The sequence below is a fragment of the Klebsiella sp. LY genome (assembly GCF_004010915.1).
GTDB classification, from domain to species: domain Bacteria; phylum Pseudomonadota; class Gammaproteobacteria; order Enterobacterales; family Enterobacteriaceae; genus Klebsiella; species Klebsiella quasipneumoniae.
Genome location: NZ_CP022444.1, coordinates 1798489 through 1815879, shown reverse-complemented (window position 1 = coordinate 1815879; position 17391 = coordinate 1798489). Strand labels below are relative to the sequence as shown.

The following is a 17391-nucleotide window of genomic DNA, read 5'->3' as shown; positions in this document are numbered from 1 at the left end:
GAGGCTTAGTCTAGCTGGGAGATCTCCATCGCCGCTCGGTCGATAATGCCAATGATCTGCTTGAGCTGGGCGGCGCTGCTGGCCTGCTGGTTCACTTTCAGGTCGAGGACCGCTTTGAAATTCTCCAGCGCGCGCTTCATCTGCGGATCTCTGCGCAGCTCGAAGCCGACCATCCGCGCCTGCAAACGCTCCTGGATATGGGCCAGGTGCTCCTGGTTCTCCGCGTGCAGCTGTTTCCCCTCTTCGCTGATGACGATTTTTTTGCGTCCGTTGTCGTCTTCCACGCTGATAAGGCCCTGGTCCTGGAGCAGATCCAGCGTCGGGTAGATCACCCCCGGGCTGGGGCTGTAGTTCCCCTGGGTGAGGGTTTCGATCTCTTTGATCAGCTCATAGCCGTGGCTGGCGCTGCGACTGAGGATGTCCAGAATAATCAGCCGCAGTTCGCCGTGGCCAAAGAAACGCTGGCGACGTCCGCCGCCGCGGCGGCCATGTTCGCCGTGTTCGCTGGGATCGCTGTGGCGCCCGCGTGGCCCACGCCCCTCTTCATGATGATGTCGCATGGTTACCTCTCGTTGTTTTTTTTGATATATCTAATTTATATCTAAAAAATGAATATTCGCAATGCAACTTACGATTTATTTTTTAATGCTTTGATATTTATATATTTATTTTTGATATACGTATTTTAATGCGGTTTGTTTTGACTATATCAAAAAAAGACTTGCATTCTTTTTAGTTGGCAATCATTATCATTTGCATCGAGTTTAGATATATCTATTTACCGTTCACGAAGGCGATCGATGATGACAAGAACCAAAGCAGACAAGTACCCGCAGCGTGTCCGCAATGAGCTGCGTTTCCGTGAGCTGACGGTGCTGCGCGTGGAGCGCGCAGGCGCGGCCTTCCAGCGCATCGTGCTGGGAGGCGAGGCGCTGGAAGGTTTTGTTTCCCGCGGCTTTGACGACCACACCAAGCTTTTCTTCCCGGAGCCGGGCGCGGCGTTTGCGCCGCCGCAGGTGACCGAGGAGGGGATCGACTGGGGTGAGGGCGTGCGGCCTGCTACCCGCGACTATACGCCGCTGTACGATGCCGAACGCCATGAGCTGGCGTATGACTTCTTTATCCACGATGGTGGAATTGCCAGCCGCTGGGCGCTGGAGGCAAAAGTGGGCGATAAGCTGGTGATCGGCGGTCCGCGCGGCTCGCTGGTGGTGCCGGAGGATTACGCCTGGCAGTTATATGTCTGCGATGAGTCCGGTATGCCGGCGCTGCGTCGTCGCCTGCTGGGATTGCGTCAGCTGGCGGTGACGCCGCAGGTGACGGCCATCGTCACTATCGCTGATGCGTCATATAAAGATTATTTGGCGGATCTCGACGGCTTTAACATCGAGTGGGTGGTGGGCCACAATCCGGCGTTCGTCGCCGAGCGTCTGGCGCAGGTGAAGGTGCCGGCGGAGGATTATTTCATCTGGCTGACCGGTGAAGGCGCGGTGGTGAAATCGCTGCTGGCGCGCTTTGAAGATGAGAGCATCGATCAGCAGCTGGTGCGTTCGCAGGCGTACTGGCACAGCAAGTAAAAAGCCATCGTGGTAAAACCCGGATAGCGGCGCGTAGTGCCTTATCCGGGCTAACCGCGATGCCGTTTTTTGTCGGGTGTCGGCTAACGCCTTACCCGACCTACCCTTCGGCGCTGTGACGTTGCCCCGGTAAGCGCAGCGCCACCGGGGAGGCTTATCGTTCCGCCAGCGCCTTAAACACCATCGCCACCGCGTGGGCGCCGGGGTCCATGTTGCCGAGCAGGCTGTCGCTGTTGAGATAGGACGCTCGTCCGGCGCCGGCTTTGCTCGACTGGCAGGTGCGATCCGCGCCGGCCTGCGCCGCGGCAAAAGCGGCCTGCAGGTTCTCCGGTTCGGCCAGCAGCGCCGTCAGCGCCGGCTGCAGAGCATCGATCATTGTCCGGTCGCCTTCATCGGCGCCGCCGTAAAATTTCATCTGCTCCAGACCAGCGTTCAGCGCCTCGGCCACGCTGGCGCCTTGCTCCAGTTTCTGCCCGGCAGCGGTGAAGAAGATCGACATCAATACCCCGCTGGAGCCGCCCATCACCACCGTCAGGCGTTCGCCCGTGAGCGCGAACAGCGTGGGCAGGTCGTTCAGCGGCAGCTGCTGGCGCTGCAGCAGGTCGGCAATCTCACGCGCCCCGGCGGCGAAGGTGGAGCCGGTATCGCCATCGCCCACTTTGGCATCCAGCGCGTTGAGATGATCTTCAAGCCCGACGAGGGTGCTGGTCACCTGCGCGACGTAATCGCCCACCTGCGGGTTGGCAGAGGGCGTAAAGTCGACGCGTGCGCTGGCGAGAGTGGAGGGCATGATGTTAACTGTCCGCGGCTGCACCGGCCGTGGCCAGCCGGCGGTTTCCACATCCGCCAGCAGCGCTTTCTCAATACTCTCTTCCAGCACGATGGCGCTCAGCGAGAAACCCTTCATATCCAGGGCCGTCACCAGCGAGGCCGGGCCAATCAGCCAGTCAACGCGCGCCTGCAGCGGCGTGTTAGCCAGTTCGCGGGTCAGGATCGCCATTTCGGCCACCGACACGCCGCCGAGGTTATTGAGCATCACCGCCAGACGGCCGGTTTCCGGCAGGGCGGCGGTCAGTTTTTCCACCATCAGGTTGATGATGTCCGCACTGTTTTGCGTGGCGATGGTGGAGGCGCCAGGCTCGCCGTGGATGCCCATTCCCAGCTCGGCGTGACCGGCCTGATGGCGCGGCGCGCTGTCGGCCTCCTGTGGCAGATGGCAGCTGGCCAGCGCCACCCCGATGCTGGCGGTGTGGTTGGCGGCGTACTGCGCTTCGCGCAGAACGGTGGCGAGGTTGTAGCCGCGTTCGGCAAAATAGCCCGCCACCTTATGGACGAACAGCGTACCGGCGATGCCCCGCGGCTGTTTATTATCCGGCAGCGAAATGTCGTCGCCAACGATCAGCATTTCCACGTTGTAGCCAAGACGGCGCGCTTTCTCCGCCGCCAGGCCAAAGTTCAGCCGGTCGCCGGTATAGTTTTTTACGATCAGCAGGCAGCCCGCCTCGCCGGTCACCGCCTGAATGGCGGTAAGCACCGCGTCGACGCTCGGCGAGGCGAACAGATCGCCACAGACTGCGGCGGTCAGCATGCCTTTACCAATAAAGCCGACGTGCGCCGGTTCGTGGCCGGCGCCGCCGCCGGAGATCACCGCCACGTTGTTTTTATTCAGGTCGCGACGGACCACCACCCGGATCGCCGGGTCGCTCTCCAGCCGGGCGAGGTTATTCCACGGACTGGCGATGATGGTTCCCTCAATCACATCGTTGACGAGGCTGGCGCGCTGGTTAAAAAAGAATTGAGACATAGTGGTTCCTGAAGAGTAAGCGAAAACTCACCCTCCGGAGGCAGACCTCCGGAGCGGTAACGGTCAAAGTGGATTTAGTGGCGGATAAGGCGCTGGTGGCGCATATCGAGCGCGATGGGCTCGCCGGGCTGCACGCTGTTCAGCGCCTCGCCCTGCTGGCACAGCCAGGCGATCCCCGCCGCGCGGGCGATAATCGCGCCGTGGGCCTGTTCGCTGCCGTCGCGCAGGCACAGACCTTTGACGCGACTGGCATCCAGTTGCAGGACAGTCGACGGGAACATGTTGTCGGCGATAATAATGGTCGGCTCGCCGGGCGTCGGCAGCGTCTCCTGAACGTCCTGCAGATGGCGCAGGGTGCGCTGCAGAATATCTTCGATATCGATATAGCGCGCCTGCAGATAGGGATCATCCAGCTGGCGATACTGCTGGCTGAGCTCCATCAGCACCTGATGCCACGCCCATTCCGCCGAGCACGGCTCGGTGAGCAGACGATCGTTGGCGGCATCAAACAGATCCTCATCGTCGAGCAGGGTGTGGTGCCCGGCGAAGATCGCCGCGATGTCGGCGTTAAATTTATTCTCCGCCAGCTCGGTCAGGGCGGTGAGCTCCGCCAGCGTCTGGTCGATGGCCCGGCGCAGTCGCTGCTGCTCGCGGGCGACATCGGCGGCGGCTGGACGCACCGGTTGGATCAGGGCCAGCGAATAGCGCAGCGCGATGCCTTCGACGCGCCCGGAGGTGGCCGGGGCCGCTGCCGGTTGCGCCGCAGGCGATTCGCCGAAGTTATCGGCGGCCAGCGCCTGAAACGCCGCCAGCGCCGCATCGGCCTCTGGCCCACGGGCCAGCAGGCGCAGCTTGTCGTTGCGTCGCACCTGCAACAGGGCGATTTGGTTGAGGCTGTCCGGTTTGACGCACTTCCCGTTTTTCTCCAGCAGCAGATCGGCGTTAAAGCCTGCCAGAGCGGCGACCAGCTTCGACGCCGGACGCACGTGCAGGCCGTTGTGGTTCTGTATGACCACCGCAAGCGATTTGCTGTCGCCATCGTCGGCAAGCGTCGGCGTCGGCGCGGCGTCAGGGGTTGGCGAAGGTAAACCCAGCTGGATCCGTTTGGCCTCCAGGGCGTTCATGGCGTCGGCGATCACTTTGTCGATCCCGGCGCCGGAAGCGGCGCTGACGGTGGCCGCCAGCGTCCCCTCCACCAGCGGCGCGGCGCACAGCCGCACCTTCGCGGCAATCGCCGGATCGAGCAGATCGAGAGCGGTCTCGGCGCTGAGCAACGCGCTGCCGATATCCATCATCACCAGCACGTGGTCGGTGTCGGCGACGGATTCGATCGCTTCCATGACCTTGATCGGGTCGGTGCCGATCGGGCTGTCGGGGTCGTCGATCCCGGCGGCGATCGCCAGCTTGCAGCCGTCGTTGATTAACATCTGCCGGGCCAGTTCTCCGACACCTTCGCCCAGCCGGGCGCTATGAGAAACAATAACCAGGTTTACCATCGCGATTTCCTTACTCTTTGGCCGCGGCGGCCAACATCTGCATCATAAACATCACTGACGTGGCGCCCGGATCCTGATGGCCGATGCTGCGTTCGCCAAGGTAGCTGGCGCGGCCTTTGCGCGCCTGCATGGTGATGGTGCTGTGGGCGCCGGCTTCCGCTGCTTTGCAGGCGGCATCCAGCGCGGCGGCGATCGACAGGTGCTGCTCGCTGGACTGGCGCAGGGAGTCCACCACCGGCAGCCAGACGTCGCACATGGTTTTATCCCCCGGCTCCGCTTTGCCGCGGTTGACGACGCCGTCCGCGCCTTCGCGGATCATCAGGTACAGTTCGTCGAGCGTCAGGCTCTGGTGAGCCTGAGTGACCTGCGCGGCGCGAATGAAGAAGGTGCCGAACAGCGGGCCGCTGGCGCCGCCGACGTTGGAGAGCAGCGTCATGCCGGTGTTTTTGAGGATAAAGCCAATATCTTTATCGGCAATCGACGGCAGCTTTTCCACCACCTTGCTGAAGCCGCGGTGCATGTTCAGGCCGTGATCGGCATCGCCGATCTCTTTATCGAGGCCGGTGAGAAAATCGCTCTCTTTGGTGAAGATATCGCCGCAGCGGTACAGCCAGTCGACGATTTGCGTTCTGTTCAGTGACATGTCGTGCTCCTTAGTTTCCCCAGTTCAGCGCCGGGGTATGAACCGGGGCGTCCCATAGCGCCAGCGTCTCATCATCCACTTTCAGCAGAGTGATGGAGAAGCCCGCCATATCCAGCGAGGTGCAGTAGCTACCGACGAGGTTGCGTTCGATGATGATGCCGGACGCTTCGCAGCGCTGGGCGAGACGGTGATACACGCCGTACAGTTCGGACAGCGGGGTGGCGCCGAGGTTATTGACCAGCGCGATGACCCGGTCGCCGTTTTGCAGCGCGGTTTTGCTCTGCTTCACTTCCTGCCACGCGCCCTTGACGGTATCCCACTGGCGCAGCGTGCGGCTGTAGGCGCCATTCTCCAGCAGGGTATCGAACATCTCATCGACGGTTTGGTCCAGCGAGCTGAAGCGACGGCGGTCGATGCCCGGCTCGCCGTGAATGCCGACGCCGAACTCCATTTCATCGTCCTGCAGGGTAAAGGAAGGTTGTCCGGCGGCCGGTACGGTGCAGGCGCCGAGGGCGATGCCAATGGAGTGGCCGAGATTATTCAGGCGGCGCCCCAGTTCAGCGCAGGCCTCCAGCGAATCGCCGCGCTCGGCGGCGGCGCCGACCAGTTTTTCGATCAGTACGGTATTGGCGACGCCGCGGCGGCCTGCGGTATAGAGACTGTCCTTCACCGCCACGTCGTCGTCGACCACCACGGTGGTGACTTTAATGCCGCTCTCATGCAGCAGCTCGGTGGCGGTTTCGAAGTTCAGGATGTCGCCGGTGTAGTTTTTGATAATCAGCAGGACGCCTTCGCCGCCGTCAATCTGCATCGCGCATTCGAACATTTTATCTGGCGTCGGCGAGGTGAAGATTTCCCCCGGGCAGGCGCCAGAAAGCATCCCCTGGCCGATATAGCCGCAGTGCATTGGCTCATGGCCGCTGCCGCCGCCGGAGAGGAGGGCGACCTTGCCGGCCACCGGCGCATCGGCGCGGGTGACGTACAGCGGGTCCTGATGCAGGGTAAGCTGCGGGTGGGCTTTAGCCAGCCCCTGTAATTGTTCATTCAGTACATCTTCAACACGGTTAATCAGCTTTTTCATTATTCAGTGCTCCGTTGGAGAAGGTTCGATGCGGCCTCTCTGCTGGCGGAGGCGGTCATCGCGTAGGGGTATCGTCTGACGGTGCAGCGTGCCTGGCGATATGATGATTCTGGCTGAGCGGACGAAAAAAAGAATGCCCCGGCGATCGGGTTTCATTACGAAACATCGCCTGCTTATTTTGTTTCTTTATGGAACGTTTTTGCTGAGAAAACGGTGAAAATGCGAGCTGGCGCGCTTTTTTTCACCTGCTTTAAGCCCCGGTCATCGCAGCCGGCACAGTAGGCGGAAAAAATTTTTCGCTGATTTTCACGCAGCTGCGCGGGAAAAGCCTGCCGCTAAAGGGGGATGGTAGGGGAATTATGCGGCAGAGGAGCGGATCGGGATCGCAATCCTGACGGAGAACAGGGCTTTTTGTTCCAATATGGAACGTAAAAATTTAACCTGTGTTTCATATCAGAACAAAAAGGCGAAAGATTTTTTTGTTCCCTGCCGGCCCTACAGTGATCGCACTGCTCCGGTACATTCCGTTGAGGCCGCGCTTTACCGGCCGGCGCGGATAACGCCAGGGCTCATCATGTCTACATGCGCACTTATTTGAGGGTGAAAGGAATGCTAAAAGTTATTCAATCTCCAGCCAAATATCTTCAGGGTCCTGATGCTGCTGTTCTGTTCGGTCAATATGCTAAAAACCTGGCGGAGAGCTTCTTCGTCATCGCTGACGACTTCGTGATGAAGCTGGCGGGGGAGAAAGTGGTGAATGGCCTGCAGAGTCACGATATTCGCTGCCATGCGGAACGGTTTAACGGCGAATGCAGCCATGCGGAAATTAACCGCCTGATGGCGATTTTGCAAAAACAGGGCTGCCGCGGCGTGGTCGGCATCGGCGGCGGTAAGACCCTCGATACCGCGAAGGCGATCGGGTACTACCAGAAGCTGCCGGTGGTGGTGATCCCGACCATCGCTTCGACCGATGCGCCGACCAGCGCGCTGTCGGTGATCTACACCGAAGCGGGCGAGTTTGAAGAGTATCTGATCTATCCGAAAAACCCGGATATGGTGGTGATGGACACGGCGATTATCGCCAAAGCGCCGGTACGCCTGCTGGTCTCCGGCATGGGCGATGCGCTCTCCACCTGGTTCGAGGCTAAAGCCTGCTACGATGCGCGCGCCACCAGCATGGCCGGGGGGCAGTCCACCGAGGCGGCGCTGAGCCTGGCCCGCCTGTGCTATGATACGCTGCTGGCGGAGGGCGAAAAGGCCCGTCTGGCGGCGCAGGCCGGGGTGGTGACCGAAGCGCTGGAGCGCATCATCGAGGCAAACACCTACCTCAGCGGCATTGGCTTTGAAAGTAGCGGCCTGGCTGCCGCCCACGCGATCCACAACGGTTTCACCATTCTGGAAGAGTGTCACCACCTGTATCACGGCGAGAAAGTGGCCTTCGGCACCCTGGCGCAGCTGGTGCTGCAGAACAGCCCGATGGACGAGATTGAAACCGTGCTGGGCTTCTGCCAGCGCGTCGGCCTGCCGGTGACCCTCGCGCAGATGGGCGTCAAAGAGGGGATCGACGCGAAAATCACCGCGGTGGCAAAAGCCACCTGCGCGGAAGGGGAGACCATCCACAATATGCCGTTCGCGGTGACCCCGGAAAGCGTGCACGCCGCTATCCTCACCGCCGATCTGTTAGGCCAGCAGTGGCTGGCGCGTTAATTCGCGGTGGCTAAACCGCTGGCGCCGGTCGGCGGTTTCTCTTTCTCCCCTCTGGCAGTGGCTGCCGGAGGGGTTCTCTATGGTAAAACGCGGAAAACAGTATGACTGTTCAGACTCAGGATACCGGGAAGGCGGTCTCTGCCGTCATCGCCCAGTCATGGCATCGCTGCAGCAAGTTTATGCAGCGCGAAACCTGGCAAACGCCGCACCAGGCTCAGGGCCTGACTTTTGACTCTATCTGTCGGCGTAAAACCGCGCTGCTGACCATCGGTCAGGCGGCGCTGGAGGACGCCTGGGAGTTTATGGACGGTCGCCCCTGCGCGCTGTTTATTCTTGATGAGACCGCCTGCATCCTGAGCCGCTGCGGCGAACCGCAAACGCTGGCGCAGCTGGCTGACCTGGGATTTCGCGACGGCAGCTACTGCGCGGAGAGCATTATCGGCACCTGCGCGCTGTCGCTGGCCGCGATGCAGGGGCAGCCGATCAACACCGCCGGCGATCGGCATTTTAAGCAGGCCCTGCAGCCATGGAGCTTTTGTTCGACGCCGGTGTTCGATAACCACGGGCGCCTGTTCGGCTCTATCTCGCTTTGCTGTCTGGTGGAGCACCAGTCCAGCGCCGACCTTTCCCTGACGCTGGCCATCGCCCGCGAGGTGGGCAATTCCCTGCTCACCGACAGCCTGCTGGCGGAATCCAACCGCCACCTTAATCAGATGTACGGCCTGCTGGAGAGTATGGACGACGGGGTGATGGCGTGGAACGAACAGGGGGTGCTGCAATTTCTCAATGTTCAGGCGGCGAGTCTGCTGCATCTTGATGCCCAGGCCAGCCAGGGGAAAAATATCGCCGATCTGGTGACCCTTCCGGCGCTGCTGCGCCGGGCCATCAAACACGCCCGCGGCCTGAATCACGTTGAAGTTACCTTTGAAAGCCAGCACCAGTTTATCGACGCGGTGATCACCTTAAAACCGATCGTCGAGGCGCAAGGCAACAGCTTTATTCTGCTGCTGCACCCGGTGGAGCAGATGCGGCAGCTGATGACCAGCCAGCTGGGCAAAGTCAGCCACACCTTTGAGCAGATGTCAGCCGACGATCCGGAAACCCGGCGGCTGATCCACTTTGGCCGCCAGGCGGCGCGCGGCGGCTTCCCGGTGCTGCTGTGCGGTGAAGAAGGGGTGGGGAAAGAGCTGCTGAGCCAGGCCATCCACAATGAAAGCGAGCGGGCGGGCGGCCCCTATATCGCCGTCAACTGCCAGCTGTATGCCGACAGCGTGCTGGGCCAGGACTTTATGGGCAGCGCCCCCACTGACGATGAAAATGGCCGCCTGAGCCGCCTTGAGCTGGCCAATGGCGGCACCCTGTTTCTGGAAAAAATTGAGTATCTGGCGCCGGAGCTGCAGTCGGCCCTGCTGCAGGTGATTAAGCAGGGAGTGCTTACCCGCCTCGACGCCCGCCGCCTGATCCCGGTGGATGTGAAGGTGATCGCCACCACCACCGTCGATCTGGCCAACCTGGTGGAACAGAACCGCTTTAGCCGCCAGCTGTACTATGCGCTGCACTCCTTCGAGATTGTCATCCCCCCGCTGCGCGCCCGGCGCAACAGCATCCCGTCGCTGGTGCATAATCGGCTGAAGAGCCTGGAGAAGCGTTTCTCTTCGCGGCTGAAAGTGGACGATGACGCGCTGGCCCAACTGGTGGCCTACTCGTGGCCGGGAAATGATTTTGAGCTTAACAGCGTGATAGAGAACATTGCCATCAGCAGCGACAACGGCCACATTCGGCTAAGCAACCTGCCGGAATATCTCTTTTCCGATCGGCCGGGGGTCGATAGCGGCTCATCGCTGCTGCCGGCCAGCCTGACCTTTAGCGCCATCGAAAAAGAGGCCATCATTCACGCTGCCCGGGTGACCAGCGGGCGGGTGCAGGAGATGTCGCAACTGCTGAATATTGGCCGCACCACCCTGTGGCGCAAAATGAAGCAGTACGATATCGACGCCAGCCAGTTCAAGCGCAAGCATCAGGCCTAGCCTCCTCGATACGCGCCATGGAGAACAGGGCGTCCGACAGACGATTGCTGTAGCGTTTGAGCGCGTCGCGCAGTGGGCCAAATTGGCCATCCTCTGCCGTGCGAATGCGCTAGCGATGAGTGTGACGGGGCCCGCCGCATAACGGCGGGTAACGAGGTTAACTTTCCCCGGCGAGCGCCGGGGGAAGGCTTATTTTTTAATAACCGAGTTGAGGTCGCCGAGTTTAGCGGCGGGGTTCTTGTGGCACTGCTGCAGCATTTTCGGCACCGAGACGGTCTCGACTTCATGCCAGTCGACATAGTCCCCGCCGCTGAAGTCGGTGTTGCGATTCACTACCCAGAAGGCCACCGGGGTCATGCTTTTCGGGTTCATATCCATAAATTCCTGACAGGTCATATTCTGCGGTGTGGTTTCCTGTACCGCGAATGCCGGGCTGGTCATCAGACAGAATGTGGTCGCCGCCACGGTCAATACGAGTGCTTTAGGTAAATTCATTTTCTTCTCCAGTCATAAAATACGGCTTAAGCCCGAGCATGCTTCATCTTATTTCTCAGGACCAGAAAGCCGATGGCGCTAAATATCATTTCAACGCCGATAAATGCGGTAATAAATAACCAGCTTTGCTGCGGGTTCATTGCCAGCCACAGGCAGGCGATAATTAAATCCAGCAGACCGATAAAAATATTCCAGCCAGCGCCGCTTTGTTTTCGGGTTTTACATCCGCTGACGATGCGGGAAATACCGCCGAGAACAAATAAAAGGCCGAATAAAAAGGCCAGACTGCTCATGCCGTTGAGGGGATTGACGACAAAACTCAGGCCGAGCACGATCCAGGCGATGGCGAAGATCAGCGCCACCAGGCGTGATTTCCAGTGCTGCTGACGGAAAACAATCAGGCTGTATAGCGAATAGAAGCCGCAGATCATGAACAACATGCCGGTCACCGTGGCGAGATACCAGCCGGCGACCAATGGCCAGGCCAGACAACAGGCTCCGCAGATAAACAGCAGGGCGGCCATCATGCCGGCATGCCGTTTATATCGAATGAAGACGCGTGGGCTAAACGCATTTAAGGTGTAATGGCTAAACATAAACATAATTGCTCCGCAGATCCGGTTGGCGGCCTGACGCTGAATAAAATACGTTATGATTTATTCAGCGGGCCAAAAGAAATGTCTGAGGAAAATAGTAGGCCGTGCCATCGCCAGGCGTAAATAAGAGTGCTGAGGTCACTTTATACGCCTTGTCTGACAGCTGTCAGACAAGGCCCGCAATATCGATTCCGGGCTCTGATTCTCAATAACCACGATATTTTTTAAGCTGGCTGCGTTTGGTGATGCTTACCGATTTTAATCAGGAGTTAACGATGAAAAAAGTCATTCTGGCGAGCCTGCTGGCAACCATGATGGGGACCTCTCCGGTGTGGGCAGCAGATAACGCGACGGCAGCGCCTGCCGCGGCAGCCACAGCGCAGGTGCAGAAAGAAGCCGCCGATGTGTTACAGGTGGCGGTTCAGGGCGCGAACGCGATGCGCGACGTCCAGTTCGCCCGTCTGGCGCTGTTTCACGGCCAGCCGGAGAGCGCCAAAAAACTGACAGACGACGCCGCCGCGCTGCTGGCCGCCGATGACGCCAGCTGGGCGAAGTTCGTGAAAACCGACGCGACAGCCAAAATGATCGCCGATCGCTATGTGGTGATCAATGCGACCATCGCCTTGTCTGAAGACTATGTGGCCACCCCGGAAAAAGAGAGTGCCATTAAATCTGCCAACGAAAAACTGGCGAAAGGCGATCAGAAAGGGGCTATCGATACCCTGCGTCTGGCCGGTATTGGCGTGATTGAGAACCAGTATCTGATGCCGCTTAACCAGACCCGTAAGGCGGTGGCGCAGGCGCAAAAACTGCTGAAAGCCGGGAAGTATTACGAAGCGAATCTGGTGCTGAAAGGCGCTGAAGAGGGCATCGTGGTGGACAGCGAGATGCTGGTGGCGGGTAACTGATCCTCGTTCCACCCTGAGAGAGCGCAGAGGAAGAGACTGACAAGGATGTCCCCTTAGCGGTCGGGCAGCGGACTGCCCGACCGGAACGGCTAGCGGCCGATGAGGGCGTCGATTTCGCCATCGATCTCGCACAGGATGCCGGTGATGTGCTGTACCACCTCCAGACAGCTTGCCGGCGTCAGCGAATCAGGTCGCTTAGCCTCAAAAGGGGCGCACAGTTGTTGTAGCGCAGTAATCCCCAGGATTTGTGCTGAACCGTGCAGACGGTGCAGCGCCCGCAGAAAGGTCTGCGGTTCATGCCGGGCGATAGCCTGTCCGGCGGCCTGTAAATCTGTGGCCGACGCATCGCGGAACGTCTCCAGCATCTCAGCCATCAGCGCCTGGTCTCCCCCCGTATTTTCGGTCAGTACGCTGAGCTTCAGATGCCGGGCGGCGTTAGGTGATGCGTGGCCCACCGCTAAGCGGCTGAGCTCATGGCTCAGCGTCTGAACCGACACTGGCTTAAACAGACACATATTCATGCCGCTGGCCAGACATGCCTCCCGCGACTGCGGCAGCGCGCTGGCGGTCACTCCCCAAATCACCAGGCTCGGGTAGCGTCGGCGTAACGACGCCGCCAGCGCCAGGCCATCTTTCTTCGGCATATTGAGGTCCGTGATCAGCAGATCGTAATGTTTGCCGGCGAGCTTATTCTCCGCTTCTTCACCGTCGCAGGCTTCATCGACACTGTAGCCGATAGTGTTGAGCTGGCGTTTGAGCAACAGCCGGTTGGTGGGGTGGTCGTCCGCTATCAATATCGACAGCCCGGGCAGGGCCTGCGGCCTGGCGGGCAACGCCTGTGGCGCGTGAATCGCGCAGCGACTCACCCTGACCGGCAGCGTGATGGTGAAAGTGGTCCCCACGCCCGGACGGCTGACCATCTCCAGCCGGCCTTGCATCAGCGTAACCAGCTCCTGGCAAATGACCAGCCCCAGCCCGGAGCCGGTCTGCTGGCGTCCCTGGCGCGCCTGGGCATAGCGATGAAAGAGGGTGGCCTGCTCAGCTTCACTGATCCCGCAGCCGCTGTCGCTAACGATGAGGGTCAGCTCTCCCTGTGTCTCATCCGCCTGCGCCAGCCGGCAGGAGATCTGAATCGCGCCCTCGGCGGTAAACTTCAGCGCATTGCCGATGAGATTATTGAGAATTTGCCGCAGCGCCTGAGGGTCGACCCACAGCGCGATCCCCTCCTGCAGAGGGAGATGGCTATGCAGCGCGATCCCCTTCTGCTGCGCCAGCGCGCCGAAGGTGTGGCACTGCTGCGACACCACCTGCGCCACATCGCTCCACTGTGGGGTGATCTGGTATTTTCCCGACTCAATCTTGTCGATATCGAGAATATTGCCGATAAGTCCCAGCAGGGTTTGCGCCGTCGACCCCGCCAGCTCGATCGCCTCTTTACGCTGACCGACGTTCAGCTCTGGTTTCGCCAGCAGTTCCAGAAAGCCGACGATGGCGCTCACCGGCGTGCGCAGCTCGTGGCTCATGCTGGCCAGAAAGCGACTCTTGGCTTTTGTCGCTTGAATCGCTTTGTCTTTTTCCCGCTCCAGCGCGCAGGAGAGGGCTTCCTTCTGCGCCAGCTCCTCTTCCAGCCGCTGCTGAGAGTCTTTGCGTTTGCGTACTTCCCGGCACAGGGAGAGTCCCCAGCCGAGGCTGATGGCGATCAGCACCAGCGCGAAGGCGATCAACTGGTAAAACTGGCGGCTGTACTGGCTCCAGTTCTCTATTTGCTGGCTGGAGATTTTCGACCACTTCTCGGTCATCTGCAGAATATCCCGCGGCGGAATGGCCTGCAGCGCTTTGTTGAGCACGGCGGCCAGCACCGGTTCATCGCGTGGGATCGCCAGCCGAATGGCGGCGACCGGGAGTCCATCGATGCGGGTGTAGTGAAGATCTTGCGGATAGTAGTGATCGATCATATAGCGGGCGGAAAGCTCCGAGGCCACGGCGGCATCCGCCTCGCCTTCCTCCACCATCTTCATGGCGACACCAACGTTATCCGTCTCCACCCAGTTAACCTGCGGAAAGCGCGCTTTCAGGTCGTGGGCGGCGATCGGCCCCACCGGCAGGGCGATCCGTGCCGGGCGCGTCAGCAGATGCGGGTCGGGCGCGCTGCCGCGGGCGACCAGCACAAAGGCCACGTTAATGAGCGGCTCGCTGAGGGTGACGTAAGCCTGCGGCTGCGGGGTCAGGGTCGCGGCGGGCATGATCGCCCAATCCTCTTTTTCCATGCGCTTTGCCAGATCCTGACGATTGCGCACCAGAATAGGGTCAAACTGCAGCCCGGTCTGTAGTGAGAAAATATTCAGCATATCGGCCATGATGCCGCGCAGCTCATCTTCGTCATCCACCAGGGTAAAAGGTGGAAAGTAGGGGTTAACCAGCAGGCGGATGTGACGATGCTTCCGCAGCCAGCGCTGCTCCTCAGCGGTAAAAGGCAACGGGGTATTAAGAAACGACAGATCGCCGCGGTTGAGCCAGTTTTGCATGATCCGCATCGCGGTATCGCTGTCGATAGCGTGGATAAAACGGTCAAGGAGCTGGTGCAGCGCCGGTCGATCCTCGCGGGTGACAAAGCGGTTGTGCTGCTCCTGCTGACGAAAATAGTGCGCGATGACCAGCGATTGCGAGAAATATTTCGAGATGCAGTGGCCGGTGGTGATGTTATTGCCGATGAAATACTGATTCTCGCCGCTGACCACCGAGGCGAGAGCCTGATAGTCGCTATCGTAAAGGGTGATTTTGGCGTTGGGAAACGCCTGCTGAATGATATCGAAAAAGGCGCAATCGCGGGTGCAGGCCAGCGTGACGCGGCGGTCGGTGGTCAGCGGCGGCAGGGGGGATTTTAGCGAGGTGACCAGCGTCGGCCAGGTTTTGATCAGCGGTGCGGTGTGCGTCAGTCCCGGGGCGAGCGCATCCCGGTGCGCCACCTGAGTGAGCAGGGTATCCACCTGGCGGTCGGCCAGGGCGGCCAGCGCCTGCTGCTCGGTGTCATATTGGCGGATAACCACCTTTAGCCCGAGGCTGTGCGCCATCAGCGCCAGATAGTCGGCGTTAATCCCCTGATAGCTTTCTTCGTCGCTGTCGTAGACGACGGGCGTCATCTCAGGGAGCCAGGTGCCGACGATCAGCGTTGGCTGGGCGGCCAGCCAGGCCTTTGCCTTATCGTTGAGCGGAATGTCGATCGCCGCAATGTGGGCATGGCTTTTCAGCTCCAGTTGCTTCATGGCAAACGCGGAGGGAGAGAGACTCAGCGCTAGCCCGACAATCAGGGATAAAATAAGACGAATGACCATGCCATCACCCTATTTTATTGCGTTGCGCAAAGTCATAAAGCTCAAGCAGGGAGCTGCAGCCTAATTTATCCATCAGACGGACCTTATAGGTGCTTACCGTCTTATTGCTGATATTCATTTTGCTGCCGATGGTGGTGTAGTCGATGCCGCTGAGAATATAGCGGAAGACCTTCATCTCCTGCGTTGACAGCGTATCCAGTCGGTCCTGATCGGTGATGCCGTGGGTGCAGAAGCGCTCCAGTGAAAAAGGGAAATAGCTGTAGCCATTATTGGCCGCGTCGATCGCGGCGAGGATATTATTCATTCCCTCTTTTTTACTCACAAAACCATTGGCCCCGCAGTCGGCGCTACGTTTGCCGTAAAACAGTTCATTCTTGGCGGAAATGACGATGATTTTTCCCCGGTAGCGGCGTTTTCGCAGCTGCTCCAGAACGTCTATGCCGCTGAGTTCCGGAATATCAACGTCGACGATCAGCAGGTCAGGCTGCATGGTTTCGGCGGTCTGTACCGCATGGGCGCCGCTGTCGAGTTCCGCTGCGACGGTAATGCCGTTGCTGTCGAGAAGGTTGCGAATGGCGATACGTGCCAATGGATGATCGTCAATGATTATCGCATTCATGGGGGCGTAAATCCTGATATGAAAAAAGAGGGCGATGCCTGATGCAGGTGCGGCGGGGGTTATTTTTATCGGTGCCGTAATAAGGCGCAATTGTAACACAAATCGTTTTCGGCCGGGAAAATATTGTGGATGTGTGCCTGCCGAATATATTTGCATATCGGGATGACAGCTGTAGGAAAAGGCGTTCGCTTGCTTCAGCGCTGTCTGCTGTTAAAAAAAATGCAAACGATTAATCTGCGCTTTTTAAGGTGAGGTGCCGGGAATATCGTCCGGTGACAGCTGGCAGGTAAAATAATAACAATGGTAAAAGCAAAGCGCCGCCTCTGGCGAAAATGGGCTTGGAAACGTCTGATGGCAGGAATAATCGTCCTGGCAATAAGTAACGCCGCGGTGGGAAAGGACGTGACGACCACTGAGGCGCGGACGCGCGATATGATGCGCTGTCAGGATTATCTGCAGCTGGATCCGCGCACCTGGACGCCGATGGTGATCTGGCTGATGAACGATCCTTTTTCCCTGCAGCCGCCGGAGTGGACCGACTTCCATGAAGCCGAGCTGGTGCTGACGCCGATCCTCACCGAAATCTGCCGTCAGGAGCCAGATGCCTGGCTGACTTCGCTGCGGGAACGGCTCAATTCTTATCAGCAGGTGCGGTCGCTGAACTAAGCGACCGCGGTAAAACGGCAGAAAAAGTGACTAAACGTGCAGTTTGCGGCCAATTTCTGCGCCGAAGATCAGCAGCGGCCCGCTTTTTTCGACAGGGCGTCGCAGGTTTTGCTCGCTGGCGTCGGGTTGGCGCCGGCACAGATGGCATCCGAGACGGTGCTACTGCCGCCCAGCGGGATCAGTCCATACAGTTTCGGCTCGGCGGCTTTAGTCACATAGCAGCGATGGCGGGTGTTGCCGATGGTCGCCACAAAGTTGGTTTTCACATCCTGCTGCTTCGCATCGGAAATGGTCACCTGCGAAACATCGACATTAAAGGCAAAAGCGGCGGCTTCTTTCATTTCGCTTTCCGTCGCCATCGGTGGTTTAGCTACGCAACCCGTTAATAACAGTGCCAGACAGGTACTGACTGATATATCCCGTATTTTCATATTTTCATC

General features: G+C 59.4%; 15 protein-coding genes and 2 pseudogenes. 5 read left to right on the top strand and 12 right to left on the bottom strand.

The window, feature by feature from the left end; all coding sequences use genetic code 11:
* Window positions 1–5 precede the first annotated feature (5 nt).
* Window positions 6–560 (bottom strand): PadR family transcriptional regulator, encoded by a 555-nt coding sequence (locus CE636_RS11705; protein ID WP_017899722.1) that lies wholly within the window; start codon window positions 558–560, stop codon window positions 6–8.
* Between the two features lie 240 nt (window positions 561–800).
* Between CE636_RS11705 and CE636_RS11700 the strand changes: the two genes are divergently transcribed.
* Window positions 801–1577, top strand: coding sequence for a siderophore-interacting protein (locus CE636_RS11700; protein WP_017899723.1), 777 nt, complete (start codon window positions 801–803; stop codon window positions 1575–1577).
* A 154-nt stretch (window positions 1578–1731) separates the two neighbouring features.
* Here CE636_RS11700 and CE636_RS11695 read toward each other — a convergent pair whose 3' ends face one another.
* From CE636_RS11695 to CE636_RS29575, 5 genes and pseudogenes are all read right to left on the bottom strand, one after another.
* Window positions 1732–3381 (bottom strand): glycerone kinase, encoded by a 1650-nt coding sequence (locus CE636_RS11695; protein WP_017899724.1) that lies wholly within the window; start codon window positions 3379–3381, stop codon window positions 1732–1734.
* Window positions 3382–3455: 74 nt separating this feature from the next.
* Entirely contained in the window at window positions 3456–4877 is a 1422-nt protein-coding gene (gene dhaM / locus CE636_RS11690; protein ID WP_017899725.1) for a dihydroxyacetone kinase phosphoryl donor subunit DhaM, read from the bottom strand.
* Window positions 4878–4887: 10 nt separating this feature from the next.
* Window positions 4888–5520 (bottom strand): dihydroxyacetone kinase subunit DhaL, encoded by a 633-nt coding sequence (dhaL, locus tag CE636_RS11685; protein ID WP_017899726.1) that lies wholly within the window; start codon window positions 5518–5520, stop codon window positions 4888–4890.
* 10 nt (window positions 5521–5530) lie between these two features.
* Entirely contained in the window at window positions 5531–6601 is a 1071-nt protein-coding gene (dhaK, locus tag CE636_RS11680) for a dihydroxyacetone kinase subunit DhaK (RefSeq protein WP_004206091.1), read from the bottom strand.
* Between the two features lie 173 nt (window positions 6602–6774).
* Window positions 6775–6959: pseudogene (locus CE636_RS29575) on the bottom strand (hypothetical protein).
* 251 nt (window positions 6960–7210) lie between these two features.
* On the opposite strand from CE636_RS29575, the gene CE636_RS11665 reads away from it, so the two are divergent.
* Both CE636_RS11665 and dhaR read left to right on the top strand, forming a co-directional pair.
* A complete protein-coding gene (locus CE636_RS11665) occupies window positions 7211–8308 on the top strand; it encodes a glycerol dehydrogenase (RefSeq protein WP_017899727.1) in 1098 nt (365 codons plus the stop codon).
* Window positions 8309–8409: 101 nt separating this feature from the next.
* Entirely contained in the window at window positions 8410–10335 is a 1926-nt protein-coding gene (dhaR, locus tag CE636_RS11660; RefSeq protein ID WP_017899728.1) for a dihydroxyacetone kinase operon transcriptional regulator DhaR, read from the top strand.
* Here dhaR and CE636_RS11655 read toward each other — a convergent pair.
* From CE636_RS11655 to CE636_RS11645, 3 genes and pseudogenes are all read right to left on the bottom strand, one after another.
* Window positions 10313–10444: pseudogene (locus tag CE636_RS11655) on the bottom strand (cobalamin adenosyltransferase); the annotation flags it as partial. The gene dhaR and the pseudogene CE636_RS11655 overlap by 23 nt on opposite strands.
* An 80-nt stretch (window positions 10445–10524) precedes the next feature.
* The gene (gene hdeB, locus CE636_RS11650; RefSeq protein WP_004206087.1) at window positions 10525–10830 is read right to left on the bottom strand and encodes an acid-activated periplasmic chaperone HdeB; all 306 of its coding nucleotides are present in this window, start codon (window positions 10828–10830) and stop codon (window positions 10525–10527) included.
* A gap of 26 nt (window positions 10831–10856) precedes the next feature.
* Window positions 10857–11432: an HdeD family acid-resistance protein gene (locus CE636_RS11645; protein WP_017899729.1), complete on the bottom strand. Its 576-nt coding sequence runs from the start codon at window positions 11430–11432 to the stop codon at window positions 10857–10859.
* 239 nt (window positions 11433–11671) lie between these two features.
* Between CE636_RS11645 and CE636_RS11640 the strand changes: the two genes are divergently transcribed.
* Window positions 11672–12334 carry a YfdX family protein gene (locus tag CE636_RS11640; RefSeq protein WP_072140371.1) on the top strand — a complete coding sequence of 221 codons (663 nt, stop codon included), beginning with the start codon at window positions 11672–11674 and terminating at the stop codon, window positions 12332–12334.
* An 89-nt stretch (window positions 12335–12423) separates the two neighbouring features.
* Here CE636_RS11640 and CE636_RS11635 read toward each other — a convergent pair whose 3' ends face one another.
* Both CE636_RS11635 and evgA read right to left on the bottom strand, forming a co-directional pair.
* Window positions 12424–15666 carry an ATP-binding protein gene (locus CE636_RS11635; protein ID WP_017899730.1) on the bottom strand — a complete coding sequence of 1081 codons (3243 nt, stop codon included), beginning with the start codon at window positions 15664–15666 and terminating at the stop codon, window positions 12424–12426.
* Window positions 15667–15670: 4 nt separating this feature from the next.
* Window positions 15671–16285, bottom strand: coding sequence for an acid-sensing system DNA-binding response regulator EvgA (gene evgA / locus CE636_RS11630; protein WP_004205283.1), 615 nt, complete (start codon window positions 16283–16285; stop codon window positions 15671–15673).
* A 300-nt stretch (window positions 16286–16585) separates the two neighbouring features.
* Here evgA and CE636_RS11625 point away from each other — a divergent pair, with 300 nt between their 5' ends.
* On the top strand, window positions 16586–16951 hold the full coding sequence (locus CE636_RS11625) for an HdeA/HdeB family chaperone (RefSeq protein WP_017899731.1): 366 nt from the start codon (window positions 16586–16588) through the stop codon (window positions 16949–16951).
* A 68-nt stretch (window positions 16952–17019) separates the two neighbouring features.
* Here CE636_RS11625 and CE636_RS11620 read toward each other — a convergent pair whose 3' ends face one another.
* Entirely contained in the window at window positions 17020–17292 is a 273-nt protein-coding gene (locus tag CE636_RS11620; RefSeq protein ID WP_004205279.1) for a hypothetical protein, read from the bottom strand.
* Window positions 17293–17391: the final 99 nt, after the last annotated feature.

Coding starts and splice junctions, on each gene's coding strand:
- CE636_RS11695 (WP_017899724.1), bottom strand. CDS start 3,381: ATGTCTCAATTCTTTTTTAACCAGCGCGCCAGCCTCGTCAACGATGTG.
- dhaR (WP_017899728.1), top strand. CDS start 8,410: ATGACTGTTCAGACTCAGGATACCGGGAAGGCGGTCTCTGCCGTCATC.
- CE636_RS11625 (WP_017899731.1), top strand. CDS start 16,586: ATGGTAAAAGCAAAGCGCCGCCTCTGGCGAAAATGGGCTTGGAAACGT.
- dhaM (WP_017899725.1), bottom strand. CDS start 4,877: ATGGTAAACCTGGTTATTGTTTCTCATAGCGCCCGGCTGGGCGAAGGT.
- CE636_RS11705 (WP_017899722.1), bottom strand. CDS start 560: ATGCGACATCATCATGAAGAGGGGCGTGGGCCACGCGGGCGCCACAGC.
- CE636_RS11635 (WP_017899730.1), bottom strand. CDS start 15,666: ATGGTCATTCGTCTTATTTTATCCCTGATTGTCGGGCTAGCGCTGAGT.
- dhaK (WP_004206091.1), bottom strand. CDS start 6,601: ATGAAAAAGCTGATTAACCGTGTTGAAGATGTACTGAATGAACAATTA.
- CE636_RS11665 (WP_017899727.1), top strand. CDS start 7,211: ATGCTAAAAGTTATTCAATCTCCAGCCAAATATCTTCAGGGTCCTGAT.
- CE636_RS11700 (WP_017899723.1), top strand. CDS start 801: ATGATGACAAGAACCAAAGCAGACAAGTACCCGCAGCGTGTCCGCAAT.
- dhaL (WP_017899726.1), bottom strand. CDS start 5,520: ATGTCACTGAACAGAACGCAAATCGTCGACTGGCTGTACCGCTGCGGC.
- evgA (WP_004205283.1), bottom strand. CDS start 16,285: ATGAATGCGATAATCATTGACGATCATCCATTGGCACGTATCGCCATT.
- CE636_RS11620 (WP_004205279.1), bottom strand. CDS start 17,292: ATGAAAGAAGCCGCCGCTTTTGCCTTTAATGTCGATGTTTCGCAGGTG.
- hdeB (WP_004206087.1), bottom strand. CDS start 10,830: ATGAATTTACCTAAAGCACTCGTATTGACCGTGGCGGCGACCACATTC.
- CE636_RS11640 (WP_072140371.1), top strand. CDS start 11,672: ATGCTTACCGATTTTAATCAGGAGTTAACGATGAAAAAAGTCATTCTG.
- CE636_RS11645 (WP_017899729.1), bottom strand. CDS start 11,432: ATGTTTATGTTTAGCCATTACACCTTAAATGCGTTTAGCCCACGCGTC.